The organism is Micromonospora sp. NPDC005806 (genome assembly GCF_042871425.1).
Lineage (GTDB): Bacteria > Actinomycetota > Actinomycetes > Mycobacteriales > Micromonosporaceae > Micromonospora.
The window spans coordinates 211272-230638 of record NZ_JBIAIL010000001.1 but is presented as its reverse complement, the minus strand read 5'-3'; the positions used below and the strand labels follow the sequence as shown (position 1 = coordinate 230638).

General features: G+C 73.4%; 25 protein-coding genes and 1 pseudogene. 11 read left to right on the top strand and 15 right to left on the bottom strand.

Features of this window, described 5'->3' with window-relative positions:
* Positions 1-46: 46 nt before the first annotated feature.
* The 6 genes from ACFYOS_RS01140 to ACFYOS_RS01115 form a co-directional block, all read right to left on the bottom strand.
* The gene (locus ACFYOS_RS01140; protein WP_387134586.1) at positions 47-1954 is read right to left on the bottom strand and encodes an ABC transporter ATP-binding protein; all 1908 of its coding nucleotides are present in this window, start codon (positions 1952-1954) and stop codon (positions 47-49) included.
* The gene (locus tag ACFYOS_RS01135) at positions 1951-3765 is read right to left on the bottom strand and encodes an ABC transporter ATP-binding protein (RefSeq protein WP_387134583.1); all 1815 of its coding nucleotides are present in this window, start codon (positions 3763-3765) and stop codon (positions 1951-1953) included. Before ACFYOS_RS01135 ends, ACFYOS_RS01140 begins: the two co-directional genes overlap by 4 nt.
* 37 nt (positions 3766-3802) lie before the next feature.
* A complete protein-coding gene (locus ACFYOS_RS01130; protein WP_387134580.1) occupies positions 3803-4315 on the bottom strand; it encodes a methylated-DNA--[protein]-cysteine S-methyltransferase in 513 nt (170 codons plus the stop codon).
* Positions 4312-5757, bottom strand: a complete 1446-nt coding sequence (locus ACFYOS_RS01125) for a DNA-3-methyladenine glycosylase 2 family protein (RefSeq protein WP_387134577.1) — start codon at positions 5755-5757, stop codon at positions 4312-4314. The genes ACFYOS_RS01130 and ACFYOS_RS01125 overlap by 4 nt, the downstream gene beginning before the upstream one ends.
* A 298-nt stretch (positions 5758-6055) precedes the next feature.
* On the bottom strand, positions 6056-6511 hold the full coding sequence (locus ACFYOS_RS01120; protein WP_387134575.1) for a hypothetical protein: 456 nt from the start codon (positions 6509-6511) through the stop codon (positions 6056-6058).
* Positions 6508-7017 carry a SigE family RNA polymerase sigma factor gene (locus ACFYOS_RS01115; protein WP_387134572.1) on the bottom strand — a complete coding sequence of 170 codons (510 nt, stop codon included), beginning with the start codon at positions 7015-7017 and terminating at the stop codon, positions 6508-6510. The genes ACFYOS_RS01120 and ACFYOS_RS01115 overlap by 4 nt, the downstream gene beginning before the upstream one ends.
* A gap of 173 nt (positions 7018-7190) precedes the next feature.
* Between ACFYOS_RS01115 and ACFYOS_RS01110 the strand changes: the two genes are divergently transcribed.
* Positions 7191-7646: a hypothetical protein gene (locus ACFYOS_RS01110; protein ID WP_387134569.1), complete on the top strand. Its 456-nt coding sequence runs from the start codon at positions 7191-7193 to the stop codon at positions 7644-7646.
* A 50-nt stretch (positions 7647-7696) separates the two neighbouring features.
* Here the strand turns inward: ACFYOS_RS01110 and ACFYOS_RS01105 are convergent.
* Positions 7697-8512, bottom strand: a pseudogene (locus ACFYOS_RS01105) (EamA family transporter); the annotation flags it as partial.
* A 92-nt stretch (positions 8513-8604) separates the two neighbouring features.
* On the opposite strand from ACFYOS_RS01105, the gene ACFYOS_RS01100 reads away from it, so the two are divergent.
* The 3 genes from ACFYOS_RS01100 to ychF all read left to right on the top strand — a co-directional run bounded on the left by ACFYOS_RS01100 (position 8605) and on the right by ychF (position 11107).
* On the top strand, positions 8605-9117 hold the full coding sequence (locus ACFYOS_RS01100; RefSeq protein WP_387134567.1) for a MarR family winged helix-turn-helix transcriptional regulator: 513 nt from the start codon (positions 8605-8607) through the stop codon (positions 9115-9117).
* A 30-nt stretch (positions 9118-9147) separates the two neighbouring features.
* Complete coding sequence (locus tag ACFYOS_RS01095; protein ID WP_387134565.1) at positions 9148-9894, top strand: Type 1 glutamine amidotransferase-like domain-containing protein; 747 nt, start codon at positions 9148-9150, stop codon at positions 9892-9894.
* A gap of 127 nt (positions 9895-10021) precedes the next feature.
* On the top strand, positions 10022-11107 hold the full coding sequence (gene ychF, locus ACFYOS_RS01090) for a redox-regulated ATPase YchF (protein WP_387134562.1): 1086 nt from the start codon (positions 10022-10024) through the stop codon (positions 11105-11107).
* A gap of 207 nt (positions 11108-11314) precedes the next feature.
* Here the strand turns inward: ychF and ACFYOS_RS01085 are convergent, their stop codons facing one another.
* On the bottom strand, positions 11315-12133 hold the full coding sequence (locus ACFYOS_RS01085; RefSeq protein ID WP_387134559.1) for an alpha/beta hydrolase: 819 nt from the start codon (positions 12131-12133) through the stop codon (positions 11315-11317).
* Between the two features lie 442 nt (positions 12134-12575).
* Here ACFYOS_RS01085 and ACFYOS_RS01080 point away from each other — a divergent pair, with 442 nt between their 5' ends.
* Positions 12576-12833: a CbrC family protein gene (locus tag ACFYOS_RS01080; protein WP_387134557.1), complete on the top strand. Its 258-nt coding sequence runs from the start codon at positions 12576-12578 to the stop codon at positions 12831-12833.
* Between the two features lie 7 nt (positions 12834-12840).
* Here ACFYOS_RS01080 and ACFYOS_RS01075 read toward each other — a convergent pair whose 3' ends face one another.
* The 4 genes from ACFYOS_RS01075 to ACFYOS_RS01060 all read right to left on the bottom strand — a co-directional run bounded on the left by ACFYOS_RS01075 (position 12841) and on the right by ACFYOS_RS01060 (position 14406).
* Entirely contained in the window at positions 12841-13251 is a 411-nt protein-coding gene (locus ACFYOS_RS01075; RefSeq protein ID WP_387134554.1) for a hypothetical protein, read from the bottom strand.
* Positions 13252-13329: 78 nt separating this feature from the next.
* Positions 13330-13752: a DUF6234 family protein gene (locus tag ACFYOS_RS01070; protein ID WP_387134552.1), complete on the bottom strand. Its 423-nt coding sequence runs from the start codon at positions 13750-13752 to the stop codon at positions 13330-13332.
* A gap of 48 nt (positions 13753-13800) precedes the next feature.
* On the bottom strand, positions 13801-14016 hold the full coding sequence (locus tag ACFYOS_RS01065) for a hypothetical protein (protein ID WP_387134549.1): 216 nt from the start codon (positions 14014-14016) through the stop codon (positions 13801-13803).
* A 12-nt stretch (positions 14017-14028) separates the two neighbouring features.
* On the bottom strand, positions 14029-14406 hold the full coding sequence (locus tag ACFYOS_RS01060) for a hypothetical protein (protein WP_387134546.1): 378 nt from the start codon (positions 14404-14406) through the stop codon (positions 14029-14031).
* Between the two features lie 94 nt (positions 14407-14500).
* Here ACFYOS_RS01060 and ACFYOS_RS01055 point away from each other — a divergent pair, with 94 nt between their 5' ends.
* On the top strand, positions 14501-15214 hold the full coding sequence (locus tag ACFYOS_RS01055) for a hypothetical protein (protein ID WP_387134544.1): 714 nt from the start codon (positions 14501-14503) through the stop codon (positions 15212-15214).
* On the opposite strand, the gene ACFYOS_RS01050 is transcribed toward ACFYOS_RS01055, so the two are convergent.
* Together ACFYOS_RS01050 and ACFYOS_RS01045 are read right to left on the bottom strand one after the other, a co-directional pair.
* Positions 15205-15483 carry a hypothetical protein gene (locus ACFYOS_RS01050; protein ID WP_387134541.1) on the bottom strand — a complete coding sequence of 93 codons (279 nt, stop codon included), beginning with the start codon at positions 15481-15483 and terminating at the stop codon, positions 15205-15207. The two genes, ACFYOS_RS01055 and ACFYOS_RS01050, sit on opposite strands and share 10 nt — an antisense overlap.
* The gene (locus tag ACFYOS_RS01045; protein WP_387134539.1) at positions 15480-15890 is read right to left on the bottom strand and encodes a GntR family transcriptional regulator; all 411 of its coding nucleotides are present in this window, start codon (positions 15888-15890) and stop codon (positions 15480-15482) included. Before ACFYOS_RS01045 ends, ACFYOS_RS01050 begins: the two co-directional genes overlap by 4 nt.
* A gap of 261 nt (positions 15891-16151) precedes the next feature.
* On the opposite strand from ACFYOS_RS01045, the gene ACFYOS_RS01040 reads away from it, so the two are divergent.
* The 3 genes from ACFYOS_RS01040 (at position 16152) to ACFYOS_RS01030 (ending at position 17545) form a co-directional block, all read left to right on the top strand.
* Positions 16152-16466, top strand: coding sequence for a DivIVA domain-containing protein (locus tag ACFYOS_RS01040; protein ID WP_387134536.1), 315 nt, complete (start codon positions 16152-16154; stop codon positions 16464-16466).
* A complete protein-coding gene (locus tag ACFYOS_RS01035; RefSeq protein ID WP_387134533.1) occupies positions 16466-16723 on the top strand; it encodes a hypothetical protein in 258 nt (85 codons plus the stop codon). The genes ACFYOS_RS01040 and ACFYOS_RS01035 overlap by 1 nt, the downstream gene beginning before the upstream one ends.
* Positions 16724-16795: 72 nt before the next feature.
* A complete protein-coding gene (locus ACFYOS_RS01030; RefSeq protein WP_387134530.1) occupies positions 16796-17545 on the top strand; it encodes a hypothetical protein in 750 nt (249 codons plus the stop codon).
* Between the two features lie 36 nt (positions 17546-17581).
* On the opposite strand, the gene ACFYOS_RS01025 is transcribed toward ACFYOS_RS01030, so the two are convergent.
* On the bottom strand, positions 17582-18289 hold the full coding sequence (locus ACFYOS_RS01025) for a vancomycin high temperature exclusion protein (RefSeq protein WP_387134527.1): 708 nt from the start codon (positions 18287-18289) through the stop codon (positions 17582-17584).
* An 85-nt stretch (positions 18290-18374) separates the two neighbouring features.
* Between ACFYOS_RS01025 and ACFYOS_RS01020 the strand changes: the two genes are divergently transcribed.
* Positions 18375-18824, top strand: a complete 450-nt coding sequence (locus ACFYOS_RS01020) for a hypothetical protein (RefSeq protein WP_387134524.1) — start codon at positions 18375-18377, stop codon at positions 18822-18824.
* A gap of 74 nt (positions 18825-18898) precedes the next feature.
* Positions 18899-19366 (top strand): hypothetical protein, encoded by a 468-nt coding sequence (locus tag ACFYOS_RS01015; RefSeq protein WP_387134522.1) that lies wholly within the window; start codon positions 18899-18901, stop codon positions 19364-19366.
* Position 19367: the final 1 nt, after the last annotated feature.

The following is a 19367-nucleotide window of genomic DNA, read 5'->3' as shown; positions in this document are numbered from 1 at the left end:
GCCGCCGTGCCGGAGCCCCACGCCGGCCGATCAGCGGGTCCGGCGGTCAGCTCAGCGAGTCGCGCCACTGGCGGTGCAGGGCGGCGTACCGGCCTCCGGCGGCGGCCAGTTCGACCGGGGGGCCGTCCTCCACGATCCGGCCGCCGTCCAGCACCAGCACCCGGTCGGCGATCTCCACGGTGGAGAGCCGGTGCGCGATGATCAGGGCGGTGCGGTCCCGCAGCACGCTGCGCAGGGCCCGCTGCACCAGGCGTTCCGTCGGCACGTCCAGCGACGAGGTGGCCTCGTCCAGGATCAGCACCCGTGGATCGGCCAGGAAGGCCCGGGCGAACGCGACGAGCTGGCGCTGCCCGGCCGAGAGCCGGCCGCCGCGGCGGTGCACGTCGGTGGCGTACCCGTCGGGGAGCGCGGCGATGAAGTCGTGCGCGCCGATGGCGCGGGCGGCGGCCTCCACCGCCGCGTCGTCGGCGTCCGGGCGGCCGAACCGGATGTTCTCCGCCACCGAGCCGCTGAACAGGTGGTTCTCCTGGGTCACCAGCACGACCGCCCGGCGCAGCTCGGCGTCCGCCAGGTCCCGCAGGTCGACCCCGTCCAGGCTGACCGTGCCGGCGGCCGGGTCGTGGAACCGGGCGAGCAGCTTGGCGATGGTGGACTTGCCGGCGCCCGTCGGCCCGATCAGCGCGACGGTCTGCCCGGCCGGCACGGTCAGCTCCAGCCCGGCCAGGATCGGCGCGCCCGGCCGGTAACCGAAGGAGACCGACCGGAACACGACGGAGCCCCGGCGTGGAACGGCCGGCAGCGGCACCGGCCACGCCGGCTCGGCCACGGCGGGCCGCTCGTCGAGCACCCCGGCCAGCTTCTCCAGCGCGGCGGTGGCCGACTGCAACGCGTTGTAGAACTGGCTGAGCTCCTCCATCGGCTCGAAGAAGTGGCGCAGGTAGAGCAGGAAAGCGGCCAGCACCCCGACCTCGGTCCCGCCGCCCAGCACCCGGACGCCACCATAGGCGAGCACCACCGCGGCGGTCAGGTTGCCGATCAGCCGGATGCCCGGCGAGTAGACCGCGATCAGCCGGAACGCGTCCAGGCTGGCCTGCCGGTAGTCGTCGTTCACCGCCGCGAAGATGCGCTGGTTGCGCGGCTCCCGCCGGTACGCCTGCACCGCCCGGATGCCGCGCAGCGACTCGACGAAGTGGACGATCACCAGCGCCACGGCCTCCCGGGTCCGCCGGTACGCGCCGGCTGAGGCGCGGGCGAACCAGCGGGACAGCAGGAACAGGAACGGGAAGGCGAGCAGGGTGACCGTGGCCAGCGGCAGGTCCAGCCAGAGCAGGATGCCGGCCACTGACAGCACCGACAGCGCGGCCATCACCAGCTTGTCGATCCCGCCGTCGACCAGTTCGGCGATCGAGTCCAGGTCGCTGGTCAGCCGGGACACCATGCGACCCGAGGTGTAGCGCTCGTGGAAGCCGACGTCGAGGCGGAGGAAGTGGCCGTACACCCGTCGTCGCAGGTCGAGCAGGACGGCCTGGCCGATCCGGGCGGCGAGGGTGAGGAAGCCGCGCCGGGCCGCGTACTCGGTGCCGGTGGCGACGGCGAAGGCGGCGGCGACGGCGACCAGCGGCCCGGGGTCGCCGGCCCGCAGCGGTGCGATGCCCCGGTCGATGCCGAGCATGACCAGGTACGGGCCGGCCATGGCGGCGGCGTTCTGGGCCAGCAGCAGCGCCACCGCCACGCCGAGCCGGCCCGGGTGCGGGCGCAGCAGCCGGCCCAGCAGCACCCGGCTGCGGGCCCGGAGCCGGGCCACCGCCTCCGGCGTGGCGTCCTCGGCCCGGCTGCGGTCGGCGTCCGGGTCGGTGGCGCGGCCGCGCCACCGGAACAGGTCCAGGTCGTCGCCGTCGGGGGCGCGGCGTGGTCGGGGGATGCGGGACGGGCCGCCCGGAGCGGCCTCGCTCACGAGCGCACCAGGCCGGCGTCGTCGCGGCGCCGCTCCGGCTCGGCGGAGAGCAGCGCCCGGTACGCCGGCACCTCGGCCAGCAGCTCGGAGTGGGTGCCGAGGGCGACGATCCGCCCGTCCTCGAGGAGGGCCACCCGGTCGGCGAGCGCCACCGTGGAGGGGCGGTGCACCACCAGCAGCGCGGTGGTGTCCCGCAGCACCCGCCGCAGCGCCGCCTCGACCAGCGCCTCGGTGTGCACGTCGAGCGCGGAGAGCGGGTCGTCGAGGACGAGCAGCGCGGGCCGGCCGAGCACGGCTCGGGCCAGCGCCAGCCGTTGCCGCTGCCCGCCGGAGAGGGAGAGCCCCTGCTCGCCGACCCGGGTGGCCAACCCCCACGGCAGCTCGTACGCGAACTCCGCCTGGGCCAGCGCGAGCGCGGCGCGGACCTCGTCCTCGCCGGCGTCGGGCCGGCCCAGGGTGAGGTTCTCCCAGACCGACATGGAGAACAGGGTCGGCTCCTCGAAGGCCACCCCGACCAGCCGGCGTAGCGACCCGAGCCGCAGGTCGCGCAGGTCGTGCCCGTCCAGGGTGACCCGCCCGCCGGTGACGTCGTGCAGCCGGGGGACCAGCGACAGCAGCGTGCTCTTGCCGCAGCCGGTCGCCCCCACCAGGGCGAGGGTCTCGCCCGGTTCGACCGTCAGCTCGACCTCGCGCAGCACCGGCGGGCCGGTCCCCGGGTAGCGGAAGCTCACCCGTTCGAAGCGCAGCCGGCCGCGGACCTCGGCGCGGGTCAGGATCCGGGCGTGCGGGGCGTCCACGATGGCCGGCGGGGTGTCCAGCACCTCCTGGATCCGGTCGGCGGCGGTGGCCGCCTCCTGGCCGTTGGCGATGATCCAGCCGAGCGACTGCACCGGCCAGATCAGCATGAGCTGGAGGCTGACGAAGGCGACCAGCTCGCCGATGGTGAGCACGCCCCGGGCCACCGCCGCCGCCCCCGCCACCAGCACCACCCCGAGGGTGAGGTTGGGGACCAGGTCGAACAGCGCCGAGGTGCGGGCCAGCAGCCGCGCCTTGGCGATCCCGGTGTCGTGCAGGGCCCGCGCGCCGCCGGCGAACCGGGCCGCCAACTCCGGCCCCCGCCCGTACGCCCGCATGGTGCGCAGCCCCTGGGCGGTCTCCTCGACCAGCGTGGCCACGTCGCCCTGCTGGTCCTGCATCCGCCGGGACGCCGCGTGGTAGTTCCGGGCGAACCGGCGGCTGGTCAGGAACAGCGGCACCGCGCTGGCGGCCACGAGCAGGCCGAGCCACGGGTGCAGCCGGATCAGCAGCACCACCACGGCGGCGTAGGTGATCAGGTTGAGCACCAGGAAGAGCAGGCCGAAGGAGAGGAACCGGCGGATCACCGACAGGTCGCTGGTGATCCGGGAGAGGAGCTGGCCGGACTGCCAGCGGTCGTGGCAGCCGGCCGGGAGGCGTTGCAGGTGGGCGTAGATGTCGGCGCGGATGGCCGCCTCCATGCCGACCGAGGAGGACGACTGGGTCCACCGCCGGATGAAGATCAGCATGGCCTCGGCCAGGCCGAGCAGCAGGGCGAGGGCGCCGAGCCGGATCAGCCCGGCCACGTCGTGCCGGGCCACCGGCCCGTCCACCACCCGCTGCACCACCAGGGGTACGGCCAGGCTCGCCGCCGTGGCGGCCAGGGCGGCGAGCAGCAGCCAGGCGAACTCCGTCGCGTACGGGCGCAGGTAGGGGCGCAGCCGCCAGAGATTGTGCAGCGGGTGGTGGCGGGGGTCATCACGGCGGGCTTGGATACCGTCGCTCTCCGCAGGCACTACCCGACGTTAGCGTCAAACTGGCGGCCGGCTTGTGTCAGCTTCCCGTCAACCGTCCCTCATGACCGAGAAGCCATCTCTTCACGTCCAGGCCCCAGCGGTAGCCGCCGAGCGTGCCGTCGGTCCGCAGCACCCGGTGGCACGGCACGAAGAGCGCGGCCGCGTTGCGGGCACAGGTCGCCGCGGCGGCGCGTACCGCGGCGGGCCGTCCGGCCAGCCCGGCGAGCCCGGTGTACGTGACCGGCTCGCCCGGCTTCACGTCGCGCAGCACCTGCCAGGCGTGCGCCATGAAGGCGCCGCCGGTGTGCTGCTCGACCGGCACGGCGTCGATCGCGGTCAGGTCGCCGGCCAGGTACGCCTGGACGGCGGCGGTCACCGGGCCGAGGTCGGCCCGCTCCCGCAGCTCACCGCGCAGGGTCGGGTGCATCAGCGGCACCAGGTTCGCCGGGTCGGCGGTGAAGCCGGCGGCGCGTACCGCCCCGTCGGGTCCGGTGAGGACGCTCAGTGGGCCGGCGGGGGTGTCGACGACGGTGCTGTCCAGTGTGGTCATGCCGTTCTCCAGAGTCGGATCACCGCGTACGACCGCCAGGGACGCCAGCGGTCCGCGTACGCGTTCAGGGTCTTCGGGTCGTCGGGCAAGCGGAGCGCGGCGGCGCCCCGGCGTACGCCCAGGTCGGTGGGGAGGAGGACGTCGGGGTCGCCGAGGGCCCGCATCGCCACGTAGCCGGCGGTCCACGGCCCGATCCCGGGCAGCGCGACGAGCCGCCGAACCGCCTCCTCGCGGTCCCCACCCGACTCCAGGTCCAGTTCTCCCTCGGCGACGGCCCGCGCCACCGCCCGGATCGTCTCCCGCCGCGCCCCCGGCATCCGGAAGGCGCTGTCCGGCGCGGCCAGCACCTCGTCGGCGCCCGGAAACGCCCGCAGCCCCGGTTCGTCCTGGTCAACGGGGCTGGGTGGGGTGGTGGCGGTGAGGAGGTGGGTGAGCGTGGTCTTGGCCGAAAGCAGGGAGATCTGCTGGGTGGTGATGGCGCGGACGGCCATCTCGAAGCCGTCCACCGCGTGCGGGAGGCGGACGCCCGGTTCGGCGGCCACCGCCGCGGCGAGGGCGGGGTCCTCGGCCAGGGTGCCGTCGATCGCGACCGGATCGGCGTCGAGGTCGAGCAGGCGGCGGCAGCGGGCCACCGCGGGTGCCAGGTCGCGCAGGTCGGCCAGGCGCAGGGTGGCGGCCACGTGCCCGTCGGCCGGGGTCAGCGCGACGCTGCCGGCGCCGTGCGGCAGCCGCAACCCCCGGCGGTACGTCCCGTCGCGTACCTCCTCGACGCCGGGCAGGGCCCGCAGGGCGAGGAAGTCCAGCAGCGCCGCCGCGTGCAACGGCGGCCGGTACGCCAGCCGGAGCGAGATGGTGCCCGCCCCGCCCACCATCGGCCGGCCGCCCCGGGTGATCCGCAGCTCGGACGGCGTGACCGCGTAGACCTCCCGGACGGTGTCGTTGAACTGCCGGACGCTGCCGAACCCGGCGGCGAAGGCGATCTCGGCCATGCCCAGCTCGGTGGTCTCGACGAGGATCCGGGCGGTCTGCGCCCGCTGAGCCCGGGCCAGCGCGAGCGGCCCGGCGCCCAGCTCGGCGTGGAGCATCCGGTGCAGGTGCCGCTCGGTGTAGCCGAGCCGGGCGGCCAGCCCCGGTACGCCGTCCCGGTCGACCACCCCGTCCGCGATCAGCCGCATCGCCCGCCCCACCACGTCCGCCCGCACGTCCCACTGCGGGGAGCCCGGGGCGGCGTCGGGGCGGCAGCGACGGCAGGCCCGCAGCCCGGCGCCCTGCGCGGCGGCGGCCGACGGGAAGAACCGGACGTTCTGCCGTTTCGGCGTCATCGCCGGGCAGGACGGCCGGCAGTAGATCCCGGTCGACGTCACGCCGGTGTAGAACCACCCGTCGAACCGCTGGTCGCGGCTGTCGACCGCCCGGTAGCACCGCTCGAAGTCCAACTCCACGCCATCGATCCTGCCTAGCAGGTCCAGCCGTCGGCTGGCGGGATTCGGACCTGACCGTACCCCCTCCCCGCCCGGCCGTCCTAGGGCGTGCGCGCAGGTTCACGGAAAGAGTGGCCATTCCGCGAACCTCCACGGCGGTCCACCCGCGTCCGGCGGCCGCATCCTGCACGGAGTGCGACCGCCGGGCGGCGAGCAGCCGCAGGGTGGGGCGTCACGGTCGGTGGAACGCTATTGCTGTCACCGGGGCCTGGAGACCTCCATGGCGTTCCACTCGCGGCCTGCCGGCGGCGTCCGCGGGTCAGCGTCGCGGGCTGGGCGACGGGACGGGCGCGGTGGGGGAGGGGGCGGGCCGGCTGGGGGAGGGGACCGCCGTGCTGGTCGGGAACGGTGCGCTCGGCGACGGGAGGTCCGCGCCGCCCGGCCGGGAGGGGCGGGGTGAGGGGACGGCGGTCGGGAACGGGCCGCTGGGTGAGGGGACGGCGGTCGGCGCGGGCCCGCTGATCGAAGGGACGGCGGTGGGCGCCGGCGGGCGCGGGGCGGCCGGGGGTGGCGCGTCACCATGGGTCGCCGCGACGGCGATCGGCGCGCCGACGAGCACGGCGGCGATCGCCCCCGCCACGCTGAGCGTGACGGTGGTGTGCCGCCGCTTCCGGGCCCGGCGTTCCGCCGGGATCAACTGGTCCTGCACTGTCGGTGCCTCCTCGGCCAGGTCGGAGAGGGTGGTGCGGATGAGGTCCTCGAGCGGCGTGGTCACTGCCGCACCTCCAGGAGTTCGACGTCCGGCAGCAGCTGGCGCAGCCGGGTCACCGCTCGGTGGGTACGGCTGCGCACGGTGCCGATGCTGCAGCCCAGCGCCTCGGCCACCTGGGTCTCGGTGAGGTCCTCGTAGTAGCGCAGGACCAGCACCGTGCGCTGGGGCGGCGGCAGCTGCTGCAGCGCCGCGCGCATCGCCAGGCGTACGTCGGTGCCGCCGCTCGGGTCCGGCTGGACCGCCTCGTCGGCGCCGGTGAGGGTCCGCTCCCGGCGTCGACCCAGCCGTCGCCACCAGCTCACCTGCTCCCGGTACATGACCGTGCGCAGGTATCCCTCCGGGTCGGCGTGCCGCAGCGTCCGCCATCTCGGGATCGTCCTGGCCAGCGCCGACTGGAGCAGGTCCTCCGCGGCGTGCCGGTCGCCGGTCAGCAGGTACGCGACCCGCATCAGCGCCGGCGTACGACTGGCCACGAACTCGGCCAGCCGGATCCGGTCGTCCTCGTCCACCCACCCTCCCGTTCGTGTCGGTCACCGATACAGACGCCCCAGCTCACGCCAGCTATCCCTGACGCGGCAACGGATTTCGGCGCGGAAAGTGTCGGTAGTGGTCGGTACGGTCCCGCCACCAACTCAAGAAAAGGTGCGGAGATGGCGAGCGTGGCCGGGCGAGGTGCCTGCTGATGCGGTCGGGGCGGATCCGGCTGGACCGCGCGGTGGTGCAGGGCTTCTACGACCGGATGCGGGTGGTGGCCCCGGCCGCCTACGGCGCGATCGAGCGGGACCGGGCAGACGACCCGGGGCGCGCCTTCGCCGAGACCGCCTGCGGCCGGCTCGCCGGCTCGCTCGACGCGGCCGGGCTGCGTGCGCTCGGCATGTGGGCGCACCACTGGTGCATGCGTTTCTACGACGACGACACCCGGGTGGGGTTGCGCCTGGTGCGGGAGATCGCCGGTCGCTCCGGGCTGGGCTGGACGGTCGACGAGGTGCGCTGGCTGCTCGACCAGTCGTACGCGGTCGCCCCGGCCGTCGCGCACCGGTTCACCCTGCCGCTGGCCGCGGGGGCCGAGCTGCCCCCGGGCGCGCTGCCCGAGTGGGGCGACGAGGCGCCGGAGTGGCCTCGCCTGCTCGCCGGCTGAGCTGCCGGCGCGGGACGGCCAGGTAGCTGACCGGCGACCATCGCGGCGACCGCCACGGTGAAACCGGCGAGCTGGACCGGGCTGAGGGACTGGTCCAGCACCAGCCAGCCGAGCGTGGCGGCGGTCAGCGGGCTGAGCGCGCCCAGCACCGACACCCGGGCGGCCGGCAGCCGGGCCGCGCCCCGGAACCAGAGCACGTACGCCAGCGCGGTGCCGACCAGCCCGAGCCAGGCGTACCCGAGCAGGGCGGGTCCGTCCGGCGCGGGCGGCGCGCCCTCGACGGCGGCGGCGACCGGCACGATCATCAGGCCGCCGGCGACGAGCTGCCAGCTCGTCGCGGCGAGGGTGCCGACGCCGGCTGGCCGACCCCAGCGGCGGGTGAGCACGAGGCCGGTGGCCATCGCGGCGGTGCCGGCGAGCCCGGCGGCGACGCCGAGCGGGTCGAGCCCGGCGCCGTCCCGCAGCACCACCAGGGCGACGCCTGCCGGCGCGGCGAGCGCGGCGAGCAGCGCCCGGCGTCCGGGCCGCTCGCCGAGCGCTGCCACGCCGAGCGCCGCGACCAGGAGCGGCTGGGCCGCCCCCAGCACGGCCGCCGTGCCGCCGGGCAGCCGGTACGCGGCGACGAAGAGCAGCGGGAAGAACGCGCCGATGTTGAGCGCGCCGAGCACCGCGGCCCGCCACCACCAGCGGCCGTGCGGTCGTCGGCGGGTCAGGGCGAGTAGCAGCAGCCCGGCCGGCAGGGCGCGCAGCGCGCCGGACCAGAGCGGCCGGCCGGCCGGCAGCAGCTCGGCGGTGACCAGGTACGTCGTGCCCCAGGTGGCGGGAGCGGCGGCGGTGAGCGCGACGTCGGTCCAGCGGCGGTCCATGGCAACCCTCTTTCCTCGCTGCTAAGTAGCTTAGCGCTAAGCTAATCAGCGTCGAGCGAAAGGGGAAGTGCGAGGTGCGGCACAATCCGTACGTGGCAGCGGACGAGGTGGACGTGATCGTCGAGCAGTGGCGGCGGGAGCGCGCCGGGCTGCGGCCCGAGCCGATGGCCGTCTTCGGGCGCATCTACCGGCTGGCCCGGCTGGTCGGCGACCGCCAGGAGCGGGTGTACGCCGGCTGGGGCATCGGCCGGGGCGAGTTCGACGTGCTCGCCGCGCTGCGCCGCTCCGGTGCGCCGTACACCCTGGCTCCCAAGGCGCTCGCCGCCGCGTTGATGCTCACCTCCGGCGGGATGACCGGCCGGCTGGACCGGCTGGAACGGGCCGGCCTGGTCCGGCGCGCCCCCGACCCCGCCGATCGGCGCGCGCTGCGGGTCAGCCTCACCGACTCCGGCCTGCGGGTGATCGAGGAGTCGGTCGAGGCCGGCCTTGCCGTGCAGCGCCGGATCCTCGACGTGCTGCCTCCCGACGACCAGCAGCGCCTGGCCGACCTGCTCCGGACGCTGCTCGCCGCCGCCGAGGCGGACGAGCCCGATCGGGCAGGATGATCTCGACCGTCACCGACCGGAAGGACGACCATGCCCGCCAGCGAACCGACCATCGTCGCCACCAGCATGGGCTTCAGCGGCCGCCGTCGCGGCCCGTGGGACGCCAAGCCCGGGCCGGTCTTCGACCTGATGGCCGAGCTGGCGCAGGCCGGCGACGCGCCGAAGATCTGCTACCTGAACCAGGCGGTCGGTGACCAGCCCACCTCGTTCACCGTCTTCCACGGCGCGTTCGCCGGCACCTGGTTCCGCGCCTCCCACCTGGCGCTGTTCCCGATGCCCAACGTCGACGACATCCGGGCCCACCTGCTCGCCCAGGACGTCATCTGGGTCGGCGGCGGCAGCGTCGCGAACCTCTGCGCCGTGTGGCGGGTGCACGGCCTGCCGGACATCCTGCACGAGTGCTGGCAGGCCGGGGTGGTGCTGGGCGGCGTCTCCGCCGGGTCGATCTGCTGGCACCGCGGCGGCGCCACCGACAGCTTCGGCCCGACCCTGCGGCCGTTCACCGAAGCGCTCGGCTGGCTCCCGTACGGCAACGGCGTGCACTACGACAGCGAGGAGCAGCGCCGGCCGCTGATGCACCAGCTGGTCGGCGACGGCACCCTGCCGACCAGCCACTGCACCGACGACGGGGTCGGGCTCGTCTACCGGGGCACCCGGCTGGTCGAGGCGGTGGCGGACCGGGAGGGCGTGGCCGCGTACGAGGTGAGCCGTGCCGAGGACGGTAGCGTCCGGGAAACCCGGATCGAGCCCCGGCTGCTGACCGCCCAGCCGGCCTGAGCGCGGCGGGGGCGAGCGCCGCGGAGATCCGCGGCAGCTCGTGGTCCGCCGTGACCGCCGTCCCTTTTCCGGCCCCGGCGGACCTGCCTGCCCGGGACTCGCGGCGAACCGCGTAAGCTGGCTCGTCGTGAGTCTCACCATCGGCATCGTCGGCCTGCCCAACGTGGGCAAGAGCACCCTGTTCAACGCGCTGACCAAGAACGACGTGCTCGCCGCGAACTACCCGTTCGCCACCATCGAGCCGAATGTCGGCGTGGTCGGGCTCCCCGACGAGCGGTTGACCACGCTCGCCGAGATCTTCTCCTCGCAGAAGGTGCTGCCGGCGCCGGTGTCGTTCGTCGACATCGCCGGCCTGGTCCGGGGCGCCTCCAAGGGGCAGGGCCGCGGCAACGCCTTCCTGGCGAACATCCGCGACGCCTCGGCGATCTGCCAGGTGGTGCGCGCCTTCTCCGACCCGAACGTGGTGCACGTTGACGGCAAGGTTTCCCCGGCCGACGACATCGAGACGATCAACACCGAGCTGATCCTGGCCGATCTCCAGACCCTCGAGAAGGCGCTGCCCCGGCTGGAGAAGGAGGCCAAGCTCCGCAAGGACCGGGCCGCCGCCGTCGAGGCCGCCAAGAAGGCTGTCGAGGTCCTTGACACCGGCGTCACCCTGTACGCGGGCGCGGCCGCCGCCAAGATCGAGCTGGAGCACCTGCGCGAGCTGCACCTGCTCACCACCAAGCCGTTCCTCTACGTCTTCAACGTCGACGAGGCGGAGCTGGGCAACGCCGAGTTCCTCGACGAGCTGCGCGCCCTGGTCGCCCCGGCCGAGGCGGTCTTCATGGACGCCAAGATCGAGTCCGAGCTGGTGGACCTCCCCGAGGAGGAGGCCCGCGAGCTGCTGGAGTCGATCGGGCAGTCCGAGCCGGGCCTGGACCAGCTGGTCCGGGTCGGCTTCCGCACCCTCGGGCTCCAGACGTACCTGACGGCCGGCCCCAAGGAGGCGCGGGCCTGGACCGTCCCGGTCGGCGCCACCGCGCCGGAGGCCGCGGGGGTCATCCACAGCGACTTCCAGCGCGGCTTCATCAAGGCCGAGGTGGTCTCCTACGCCGACCTGGTCGCGGCCGGATCGATGGCGGCGGCCAAGGCCGCCGGCAGGGTCCGGATCGAGGGCAAGGAGTACGTCATGCAGGACGGCGACGTCGTGGAGTTCCGCTTCAACGTCTGAATCCGGCCCGTTCCCGCAGGTCAGGAGGGTGTGCCCTCGCTCTGGGGCACACCGGGGGCACAACCCCACGCCTCATCGACCGCCCGGCGGGTGCGCTCCTCCGAGCCCGGCATCAGGTGCCCGTTCGTCGACCATTGACACGTCCCAGACCCCTCCGGGCCTGGCAGCAGAGCTGGTCGACCAGGCAGTGCGACACGGTCAGCCCTGTCACGTTCGCGCGTGGCTCGTCGCCCACTCGAGCGCGTAGTCGGCCACCTGCTCCCAGCCAGGCTCGACACCGGTGAAGTGTGAGCGGTCCGGAAACTCGTAGGTCTCTGTCGTCGCCTCGGAGTTGCGGTATTTCTTCGCGTTCGAGCGGATCACCGAGGGCGGCATCAGGTGGTCTTTGCCGCCGATGATGAACAACAGCGGAGCACGGTCGTCCAGGTCGTAGTCGACCCAGGTCTCCTGGTGGCCCGGCTTCCAGTTGGCTATCAGGCCATAGGCCCAGACCCAGTTGCCGGGCGCCGGGATGTGGAGGCGGTCGTACGCCGCGTCGGATTCCTCCCGGCTGACCGTGTTGGCGAAGGCATAGTGGAACTGCTCCTTGGTGAAGCCCACTGCGCGGTGCCGGTTGGCCGGGTTCTTGAGGATTGGGAACAGGGACTTGATCTGGGACGGCGGGTTCACCCGCACGCCCTCGGGTGGCGCCGAATCGATCACCACTGCGGCGGCGCCCAACCCGCGGTTCACTAGGAGTTGGGTGAAGGTCCCCCCGAAGGAGTGGCCCATGATGATCGGCGGACGGTCCAGGCGTTCGACCACCTCGCTGAGATGGTCGAGCGTTGCGGGAACGGAGGCCTCGGCGATGACCTCGGGCTTTTCCCGCAACGCCTCTACCTCGATCTCGAATCCCGGGTACGTCGGCACGAAGACCTCATGGCCCTTTGCCCGGTAGTGCTCCACCCAGCGGTCCCAGCTTCGGGCGGTCATCCAAAGCCCGTGGATCAGCACGATCGGCAGGGCATTGGTCGTCGGCTCGCTCATGATGCTCCTTCCGATGGCTGCAGCAATCGTCGGAACCCTCGGACAGCGGTAACCTCACGCCGCAGGGATGAAGTCGCGGCCCGCCGGCGAACGCTCTGCACCGCCGCCGGGTCGCCGGTTGCTCCCGTGAAATCCTAGCCGTCCGCACATCGGCCGGAGGCGGAAGCGACGTGTACGCCCGGACGCGTCGTCAGTTCGGCGCATCTGGTCACGGACGGTTACGCGCTAGCCCGGCCGGCTGCTGATCGGGTCACCCGTCAGGTGAAGCCGCCGTGTCACCCATCGGCCGGAGTCGGACAGCCGGCTGCCGCTGTCGGGTCTCAGGACCTGCGTGATGACAGATCAGTCTCCGGACGTGCGTGACACGCCCGGCTAGACGATCTTCGTTTCAGGGTACTGTTCAGGGCTCAGGTGGCCGCTCGTGACGCCCTAGGATCGGCGGGTGCTGGCTGACGAGGAAGGTCTTCCGCAGTTCCCTTATCACCCGGATCCGGTGGGGACGGGTTCGATCGTGGCCGCTGAGGTGGTGTGCGCGTGTTGCGGGCGGCGGCGGCCGTTCACGTATGTCGGCCCGGTCTATGCGGTGGAAGAGCTGGCGAGGGCGCTGTGCCCGTGGTGCATCGCGAACGGCACCCCCAGGTCCCGAGCGATCGCAGCCCGCGTCCACCCGCGGGCGGCGCGCTGCGCCACGGCGAGCTGATGCGGCGTCAGGGCCGGCCACCGGCTTCGCTGTGCGGGTACGGATGCGGCGTACGTGACGTCCCACAGTCGTCCCCGATCACCGGCTCGGCCCACGCCGCGTGGTCGAACTCCCAGGTCCACGTCGTGCCGTCCGACCTGCCCAGGGACCAGTCGACGGCGGCGGCGATCAGGTGCCGCCCGGGCGGCACGTACTCGACCCGCTGGCGGACCCGCGGCGCGTGGCGGATGCGGTAGCGCAGGCCCTCGACGTCGACGACACCGCACTCGTCACCCGGCTCGTCCACCGAGGACGACTGCACTGTCACGGGCCAGCCTTCCTTCTCGGCCTTGTAGCGCCAGACCTCGAAGGCACGCTGCTTCCCGTGCTGCTCCGACACCCGAGCGATGATCTCGATCGGGTCCGTTCGGTCGTCCATCCTCGTCCTCTGCCGGCCGGCGAAGACTGCACCTTAACCGGGTCGGGTGGTCCGGGCTGTCCCGTGGCGGCGTGGACGTCAGCCCCCCGGGCACCGGGTGTCGCCGCCGCTGAACTCCACGCAGTGGCCGGGTGGCCCCGGGGGCGGCGGTGGTGGGGTGAGGTCGCGGTAGGCGTGCGCGGCGACCCACAGACCAGGAATCCCGATCGCGACGGCCAGCACGAGGAAGACCAGCCCGGTGCGGACGAGCCGCATCCGGTACGCCACCAGCCCGATGACGGCCGGACCGCCGGCCCCGGCCGCGACCAGGACCAGCAGCAGCACATCCCCTTGCCGGCGCAGGTCCGCCGCGCGGGCGCCACCGTTCGAGTGCTGGTCGGCCCAGCCTTCCATGCCGAGGGTGAACCCCCACCAGACCAGTGCGAGCAGACCCAGCACCCAGAGCAGGACCAGGAACCCGATGACGGATCTCCAGCGGGTGGTCGTGGGCGAGGACGTCATGCGGTCCAGGCTGGTCCAGCCGGGCCGACCACGCATGAGCCGGCGTACTCAGGCCCCGGGCTCCCGCTCCCGCAGGCGGAGTTGATGGCTTCGCTTGTCGACGAGGTCCACCGCCTCGGGGAGCGAGGGCCGAGGGTTGACGCCGGACTCCTGCCACACGAGCCTGATGGCCAGGAATGTCTCGCGGCGACGGATCAGCTCGTCGATCCGGTCGCGAAAGTCCTCCGGCAGTTCAATCCAGCTGCGACGGACGCCGTCCGCCATGGTGTCAGCGCCTCAGGCCACGTTCGACGGCGCGTGGACCAACTCATGCAGGGCGTCCCGACAGCGGAGCAGGCGTGCGGTGATCTCGTCGAACATCCCCGGGTCGGTCCGGCCGCCCGGCCGCCACATGGCCCGCAGGGCGGCCTGGCTCACGGCGAGCTGGGTGCCGGCGCCCTCGACCATGTTGACGTGGTCGTCGCGATAGGCAGGGGGCGCGGACCGGACGGCCTCGCGCGCCGCCCGCAACGCCGCTCCGGGCTGTGCGAAGAGCGCGTCGGCGTCGCCGTCGGCCTCGTCCGCGCCGATCGAGGCCAGCGCGTGTTCCAACTCGGTCGCCGCGACGGTCATCCGGCCGATCGCCGCCAGTGTCTCCCCGGCCAGTTTCACCACGCCCCGACCATACTGCCGGCCGACTGGGCTGATCCAAATCCGGCACGTTAGCCTCGCCGCCGTATGACTCGACGGCGACGGGTGGGTGGGCAGGGTGGACGGGTACGACGTCGCTGCCGCGTTGCGGGACGGGGTCGCCGACCGACGTGCGGCGTGGCGGTTCATCCGGACCTTCGCCGCCGCCTGGGCCGAACCCCTGCGGGACAACGACGGGGTCGATCCGCAGGAGCTCGGCGCGGCGCAGAAACGGCTGGGGATTCCGCTGCCGGCCGCGCTGCGCGAGGCGTACCTGTTGTTCGGCCGGCGCGACGACCTGACGAGCAACCAGGACTGGCTCGTGGCCCCGAACGGGCTCGCGGTCGACCGGGATGTGCTGGTCTTCCGCCACGAGAACCAGCACGCCGCCTCGTGGGGAATACCGGTGGCGGCCGCCGCCGACCCGGACCCGCCCGTGCTGGTGGAGCACGATGCCGGCTGGCAGCCTTTCCTGGACCGGGTGTCACTGGCCTGCGTCGAGATGGTGCTCTCCGAGACGCTGTTCGCCCCGGGTGACTGGGACAACGCCGCCGAGGTGCCGGCGGAGCTGATCGAGCTGGTGGAGAAGAACTACCGGCGGGTCAACTTCCCGGAATATCCGTCCTGGGCCGATCCGGCGGACCCGATCCGGTGGTACTCGGCTCCCGGGGAACTGTTGCGGATGGACGGCGAGGGCGAGTGGGCGTGGCTCTACGTCCGGGGCCGGACAGCCAAGGACCGGGAGCGGATCGAGCAGGCCGTCCCGGCGCGGTGGACGATCCGTCACTCGTAGCCGGTGGCCATCACCAGAGCTTCGGCGAATTGCTTCCAGGTCGGCGGGTCGGCGAAGTCCTCACCGTGGTTCCGATAGAGCTGCGGCAGGCCCTGGAGCGACCTCGACAGGGCATCGAGGAAGGTCTCCAGGCTGGTGTTCTCCCACTCGCCGGGGTGCGCCTCCAGATCGCAGAGCATCTCGTCGACGATTCGGGCGACGTCCGCTGGGCAGGCCACGCCGTCGAGGTCGCTGGTCTCGGCGAACCGGCCGCTCTCGTACGGGCTCACGCCGGACGGGTCAGCTCGACCTCGTCGGCGGCGAAGACCTCGACGCCGCCCTTCGGGTCGCGCACCTCCAGGACGGGTACGCCCTCGTCGAGCTGCATCGACCGGCGCTCGCCGCCGTTCGGCATCCGGGCGGTGACCGACGCGCCCGGTGCCAGCTCGACCTGCCGCCGCTCCGGAGCCTCCCGGACCCGGGTCCCGTGCCCGCGGCTCGTGGTGACGAGCCCTTCGGAGCGGAGCAGCGCGATGCCCATCCGGACGGCGTCCCGCCCGATCCCGTACTCCTGAACCAGGCGGGATTCGCTCCCGACGTTGGCTCCCGCTGCCAGGTCGCCGGACTCGATGCGCTGCCGCAGCAGGTCGGCGAGCTGCACATAGACCGGGGTGTGCGAGTACGGATCGATGGTCATACGGTGAGCCTTGTAGCCCTATCGGTAAAACCGGGTGCGGCCCTATGGGCATAAGTACTTGTGTCCCGATGGCTCCATGTCTAGAGTCTCAGTCACAGTCCGTGCTCGGGCGGAAACGCTCGAATATGCGGCTGTTGCTGACCAGCCCTGCTGCCGTACCGCTGATCGGAGCTGCGGTGGTGGGGCGGGGTGGTCGGCCCGCGCGCGGCGGGCGGGCACGGCCACCCCTTCCAGTCCTGAACCGAAAGAGGTGGGGCGTCCATGCGTGCCTTCTTCCGTTCGCTGCGCCGGAACGAGCGGCCGCGGCCCGGCGCGTCGACCTGTTACCGCTCCTCGACGTACGTCCCACTGTCGCCTTGGCAGGTGAAGCAGCGGCGGTTCCGGCCGACCCGGTTCGGTCGGCGCGGCCTCGACCCGGGCGAGGTGCAGGAGTTCCTGGACCGGGTGGCCGACGACCTCGCCGCCGCGTACCGGGCGCTGGGCGACAGCCGGCAGGAGACGGCCCGGATCAAGGACGCGCTGCGGCGCTGGCAGTCCGAGCAGGCACAGCAGGCCAATGCCGGGCGGTACCGCTGATGGTCGAGCGGGAACGCTTCGTCATCCACCTGCCCGTGGCCGCCGGGGACCTCACCGCCGCCGTACACCTGGCCCGGGTGGTCGCCCGTTGGGCGGGACTGCTGTCCCAGACCGACCCGGGGGAGACCACCGTCTCGGCCGAGGACGACCAGGGCGTACGCCATCGGGTCTTCTGCGACCTGCGGCTGCCCGGCGGTCGACGCTGCGTGTTGCGGGCCGACCACGGCGGACCGTGCGCCCGCCGGCTGACCCGCTGAGCGCGCCGTGTGCCCGGCTGTTGGCAGTCGTGGGGCGCTGCCCGGTGGCTGCGATAGGTTGCCGGCCGTGAGTTGGGTCAAAGACGCGCCCTCGTACGCGACCCGTCGGTGCCGCGCGCCCGGCGGGTGGCGGCGTGGCGGCGGTGCCTGCGCCGGTACGCGCCGTACGGATTCGACGCGACCCTGCGCCATCTGCACGACCGGTTCGGGTCGCTCGACGATCCCGCGGCGCTGATCGACGCACTGTCCGCCCTGGAGCGCAGCCGAGCGGTGTGGCTGGCGGAGGTGGACGAGTTCCGGCAGCATCGGCGGGCAGCCAAGGCCCGGGGCCGGCGTCGGCCGACCGCGGCAGACCTGGACCGGTACCGGCAGCAGGGGTGGCCCGGCGGCACGATGGCGGGCGGTCCCGTGTCGGGCAGTCTCGCCGACCGGCCGGTCGCCGCGGAGTTCCTCGCCCGGCACGGCATGACGCCGTGGATCCCTGCGCCGGTCAACCACCGTCGGAGGGTACGTCGGCTGCCGCAGGTCGAGACGATGCGCGAGGAAATCATCCCGCTGCTCGGATGCAGCGGCTTCCCGCTGGTGCTCATCGCCCTCGTCGTCGGGGCCCTCGCTGACGTGCCGGCGATCGCCTGGTGGACGTTCGGCACCGTGGCGCCGGTGGTGCTGGTCTTCCTGTGCTGGCGGGCGGCAGTGGAGAACGCGGCCCGGCGACGCGAGATCGTCGCCGAACGCGCTCGCGTCACCGCGCTGGCTGACGCCGCCGAGGAGCGGTGGCGGGCCGACCGGAGCCGCTCGTTCAATCTGCGGCCGGACCGATAACCGCGATGGGCCCGTGGTCGTGGCGGGGGCCGGTGGTCAGCGGGCGCGGAGGGCGTCCTCGACGCCGGTCTCGTGGCGGCCGAGGTGGACCGGGTCGCGGCCGGAGAGCAGGTCCACCGCCGCCTTGACGCAGGCGCCGTACTCGCGGGTGGAGCTGACCCGCCACCGCTCGGTGTACCGCCGGGCGGTGTCGTCGCCGACGCCGTTGGCTTCGATGCCGAGACGCCGGCACAGCGAGACGGCGCGGGGGAGGTGGAAGGACTGGGTGACCACCGTCGCGTGGTCCACCCCGAAGATGCGCTTGGCCCGCGCGCACGAGTCGTACGTGTCGAAGCCGGCGTAGTCCATGACCACTTTCCCCGCCGGCACGCCCCGGTCGACCAGCCAGCGCCGCATCGCCTCGGGCTCGTTGTAGCCGACGTTCATGTTGTCGCCGGACACCAGGACCACGCGGACCTTGCCGGCGTCGAAGAGCCGCCGTGCGATCTCCAGCCGGGCGGTGAGGAACGGCGACGGCGTGCCGTCCGGGTCCACCTTGGTGCCCAGGACCAGGGCGACGGGCGCCTCCGGCACGTCAGCCTCGGTGAAGACGTGGCCGTCGGCGCCACCGCGGACCCACGCCACGCTGGCGACCGTGGCGGCGGTCAGCAGCGCCACGCCGACGACCGCCGCGGCGAGCGCCCGGCGCAGGAGCGACCTGTGCGTCCGGCACCAACGCTTGACCACCGCGATTCGCCCCCGCATGCCGACGATTATTCCGGCGCGAGGGCCGGCACGCCGCCCCGGCCGCCGTTAGCGTGGGACTCTTCGACAGCGGGAGGAGGACGAGATGGCGGAGCGGCATCCCGCGCTCGCGCGGCTCGACGTGCTCGTCGGACGGTGGACCGTGCAGCCGAAGGTGGCGGGCCTCGGTGCCGGGTGGACGGAGTTCACCTGGATCGAGGGTGGCCAGTACCTGCGGCAGTTCACCGACGCGGAACCGGTGCCGGACACGGCCCCGCAGGCGTGGCGCGAGAACAACCCGCTGCCCGCCACGCAGCTGATCGGCCTCGACGACACGGCCGAGGCGTTCAGCGTGCTGTACGGGGACGCGCGCGGCGTGCACCGGGTGTACCAGATGACCTTCGCCGACGGTGTCTGGCGGATGTGGCGGGACGCACCCGGCTTCCAGCAGCGCTGGGTCGCGACGGTGGGCGACGACGCCATCGACGGACGCTGGGAGAAGTCGGCGGACGGCGCCGACTGGGCGCTCGACTTCGAGTTGACGTACCGCCGCTGACGAGCCGACTTCCTGGGAGCGATCTCCCCCGGGGCGGGGAGTCGGAACACGGCCGACCGGTGCAGACTTCCGCCGTGGAAAAGCCTGCGGTATACGGCAGCGACGTCGTTCGTCGGCTCTGCGTCTGCGCCCTGGTGACCCTGGTGGTCCGGCCGGTGACCTGGGTGGTGACCTTCGGCTTTCTCGGCCCCGCCTTCGGGTGGTTCGACTACCTGGCGTGGGACGCCACGGACGGCGACGGGCAGCGAGCCATCATCGTGGCCATCTGGCTGCTTCCCGCCGTCGCCGTGGTGGTCGCACTGAAGGTGGCCCAACAGGTCCACCGGGGATCCGAGCGGGCCGCCCGGGCCGTTCCGGCGCTGGGCTTCGTCTTCCTGGCCGCCACGGCGGTCTACCTGGCGGGCATCGCCGTGGTGGGGCTGCGCTACGCCCCCCTGGTTCAACCGGCCGTCCTGGTGGTGGTCGTGCCGGTGGCGGCCGTGCAGCTCTACCTGCTGCGGCTGTCCTGGCGAATCTGGCGGTGGCGCCCCGAGACGGCGTGAG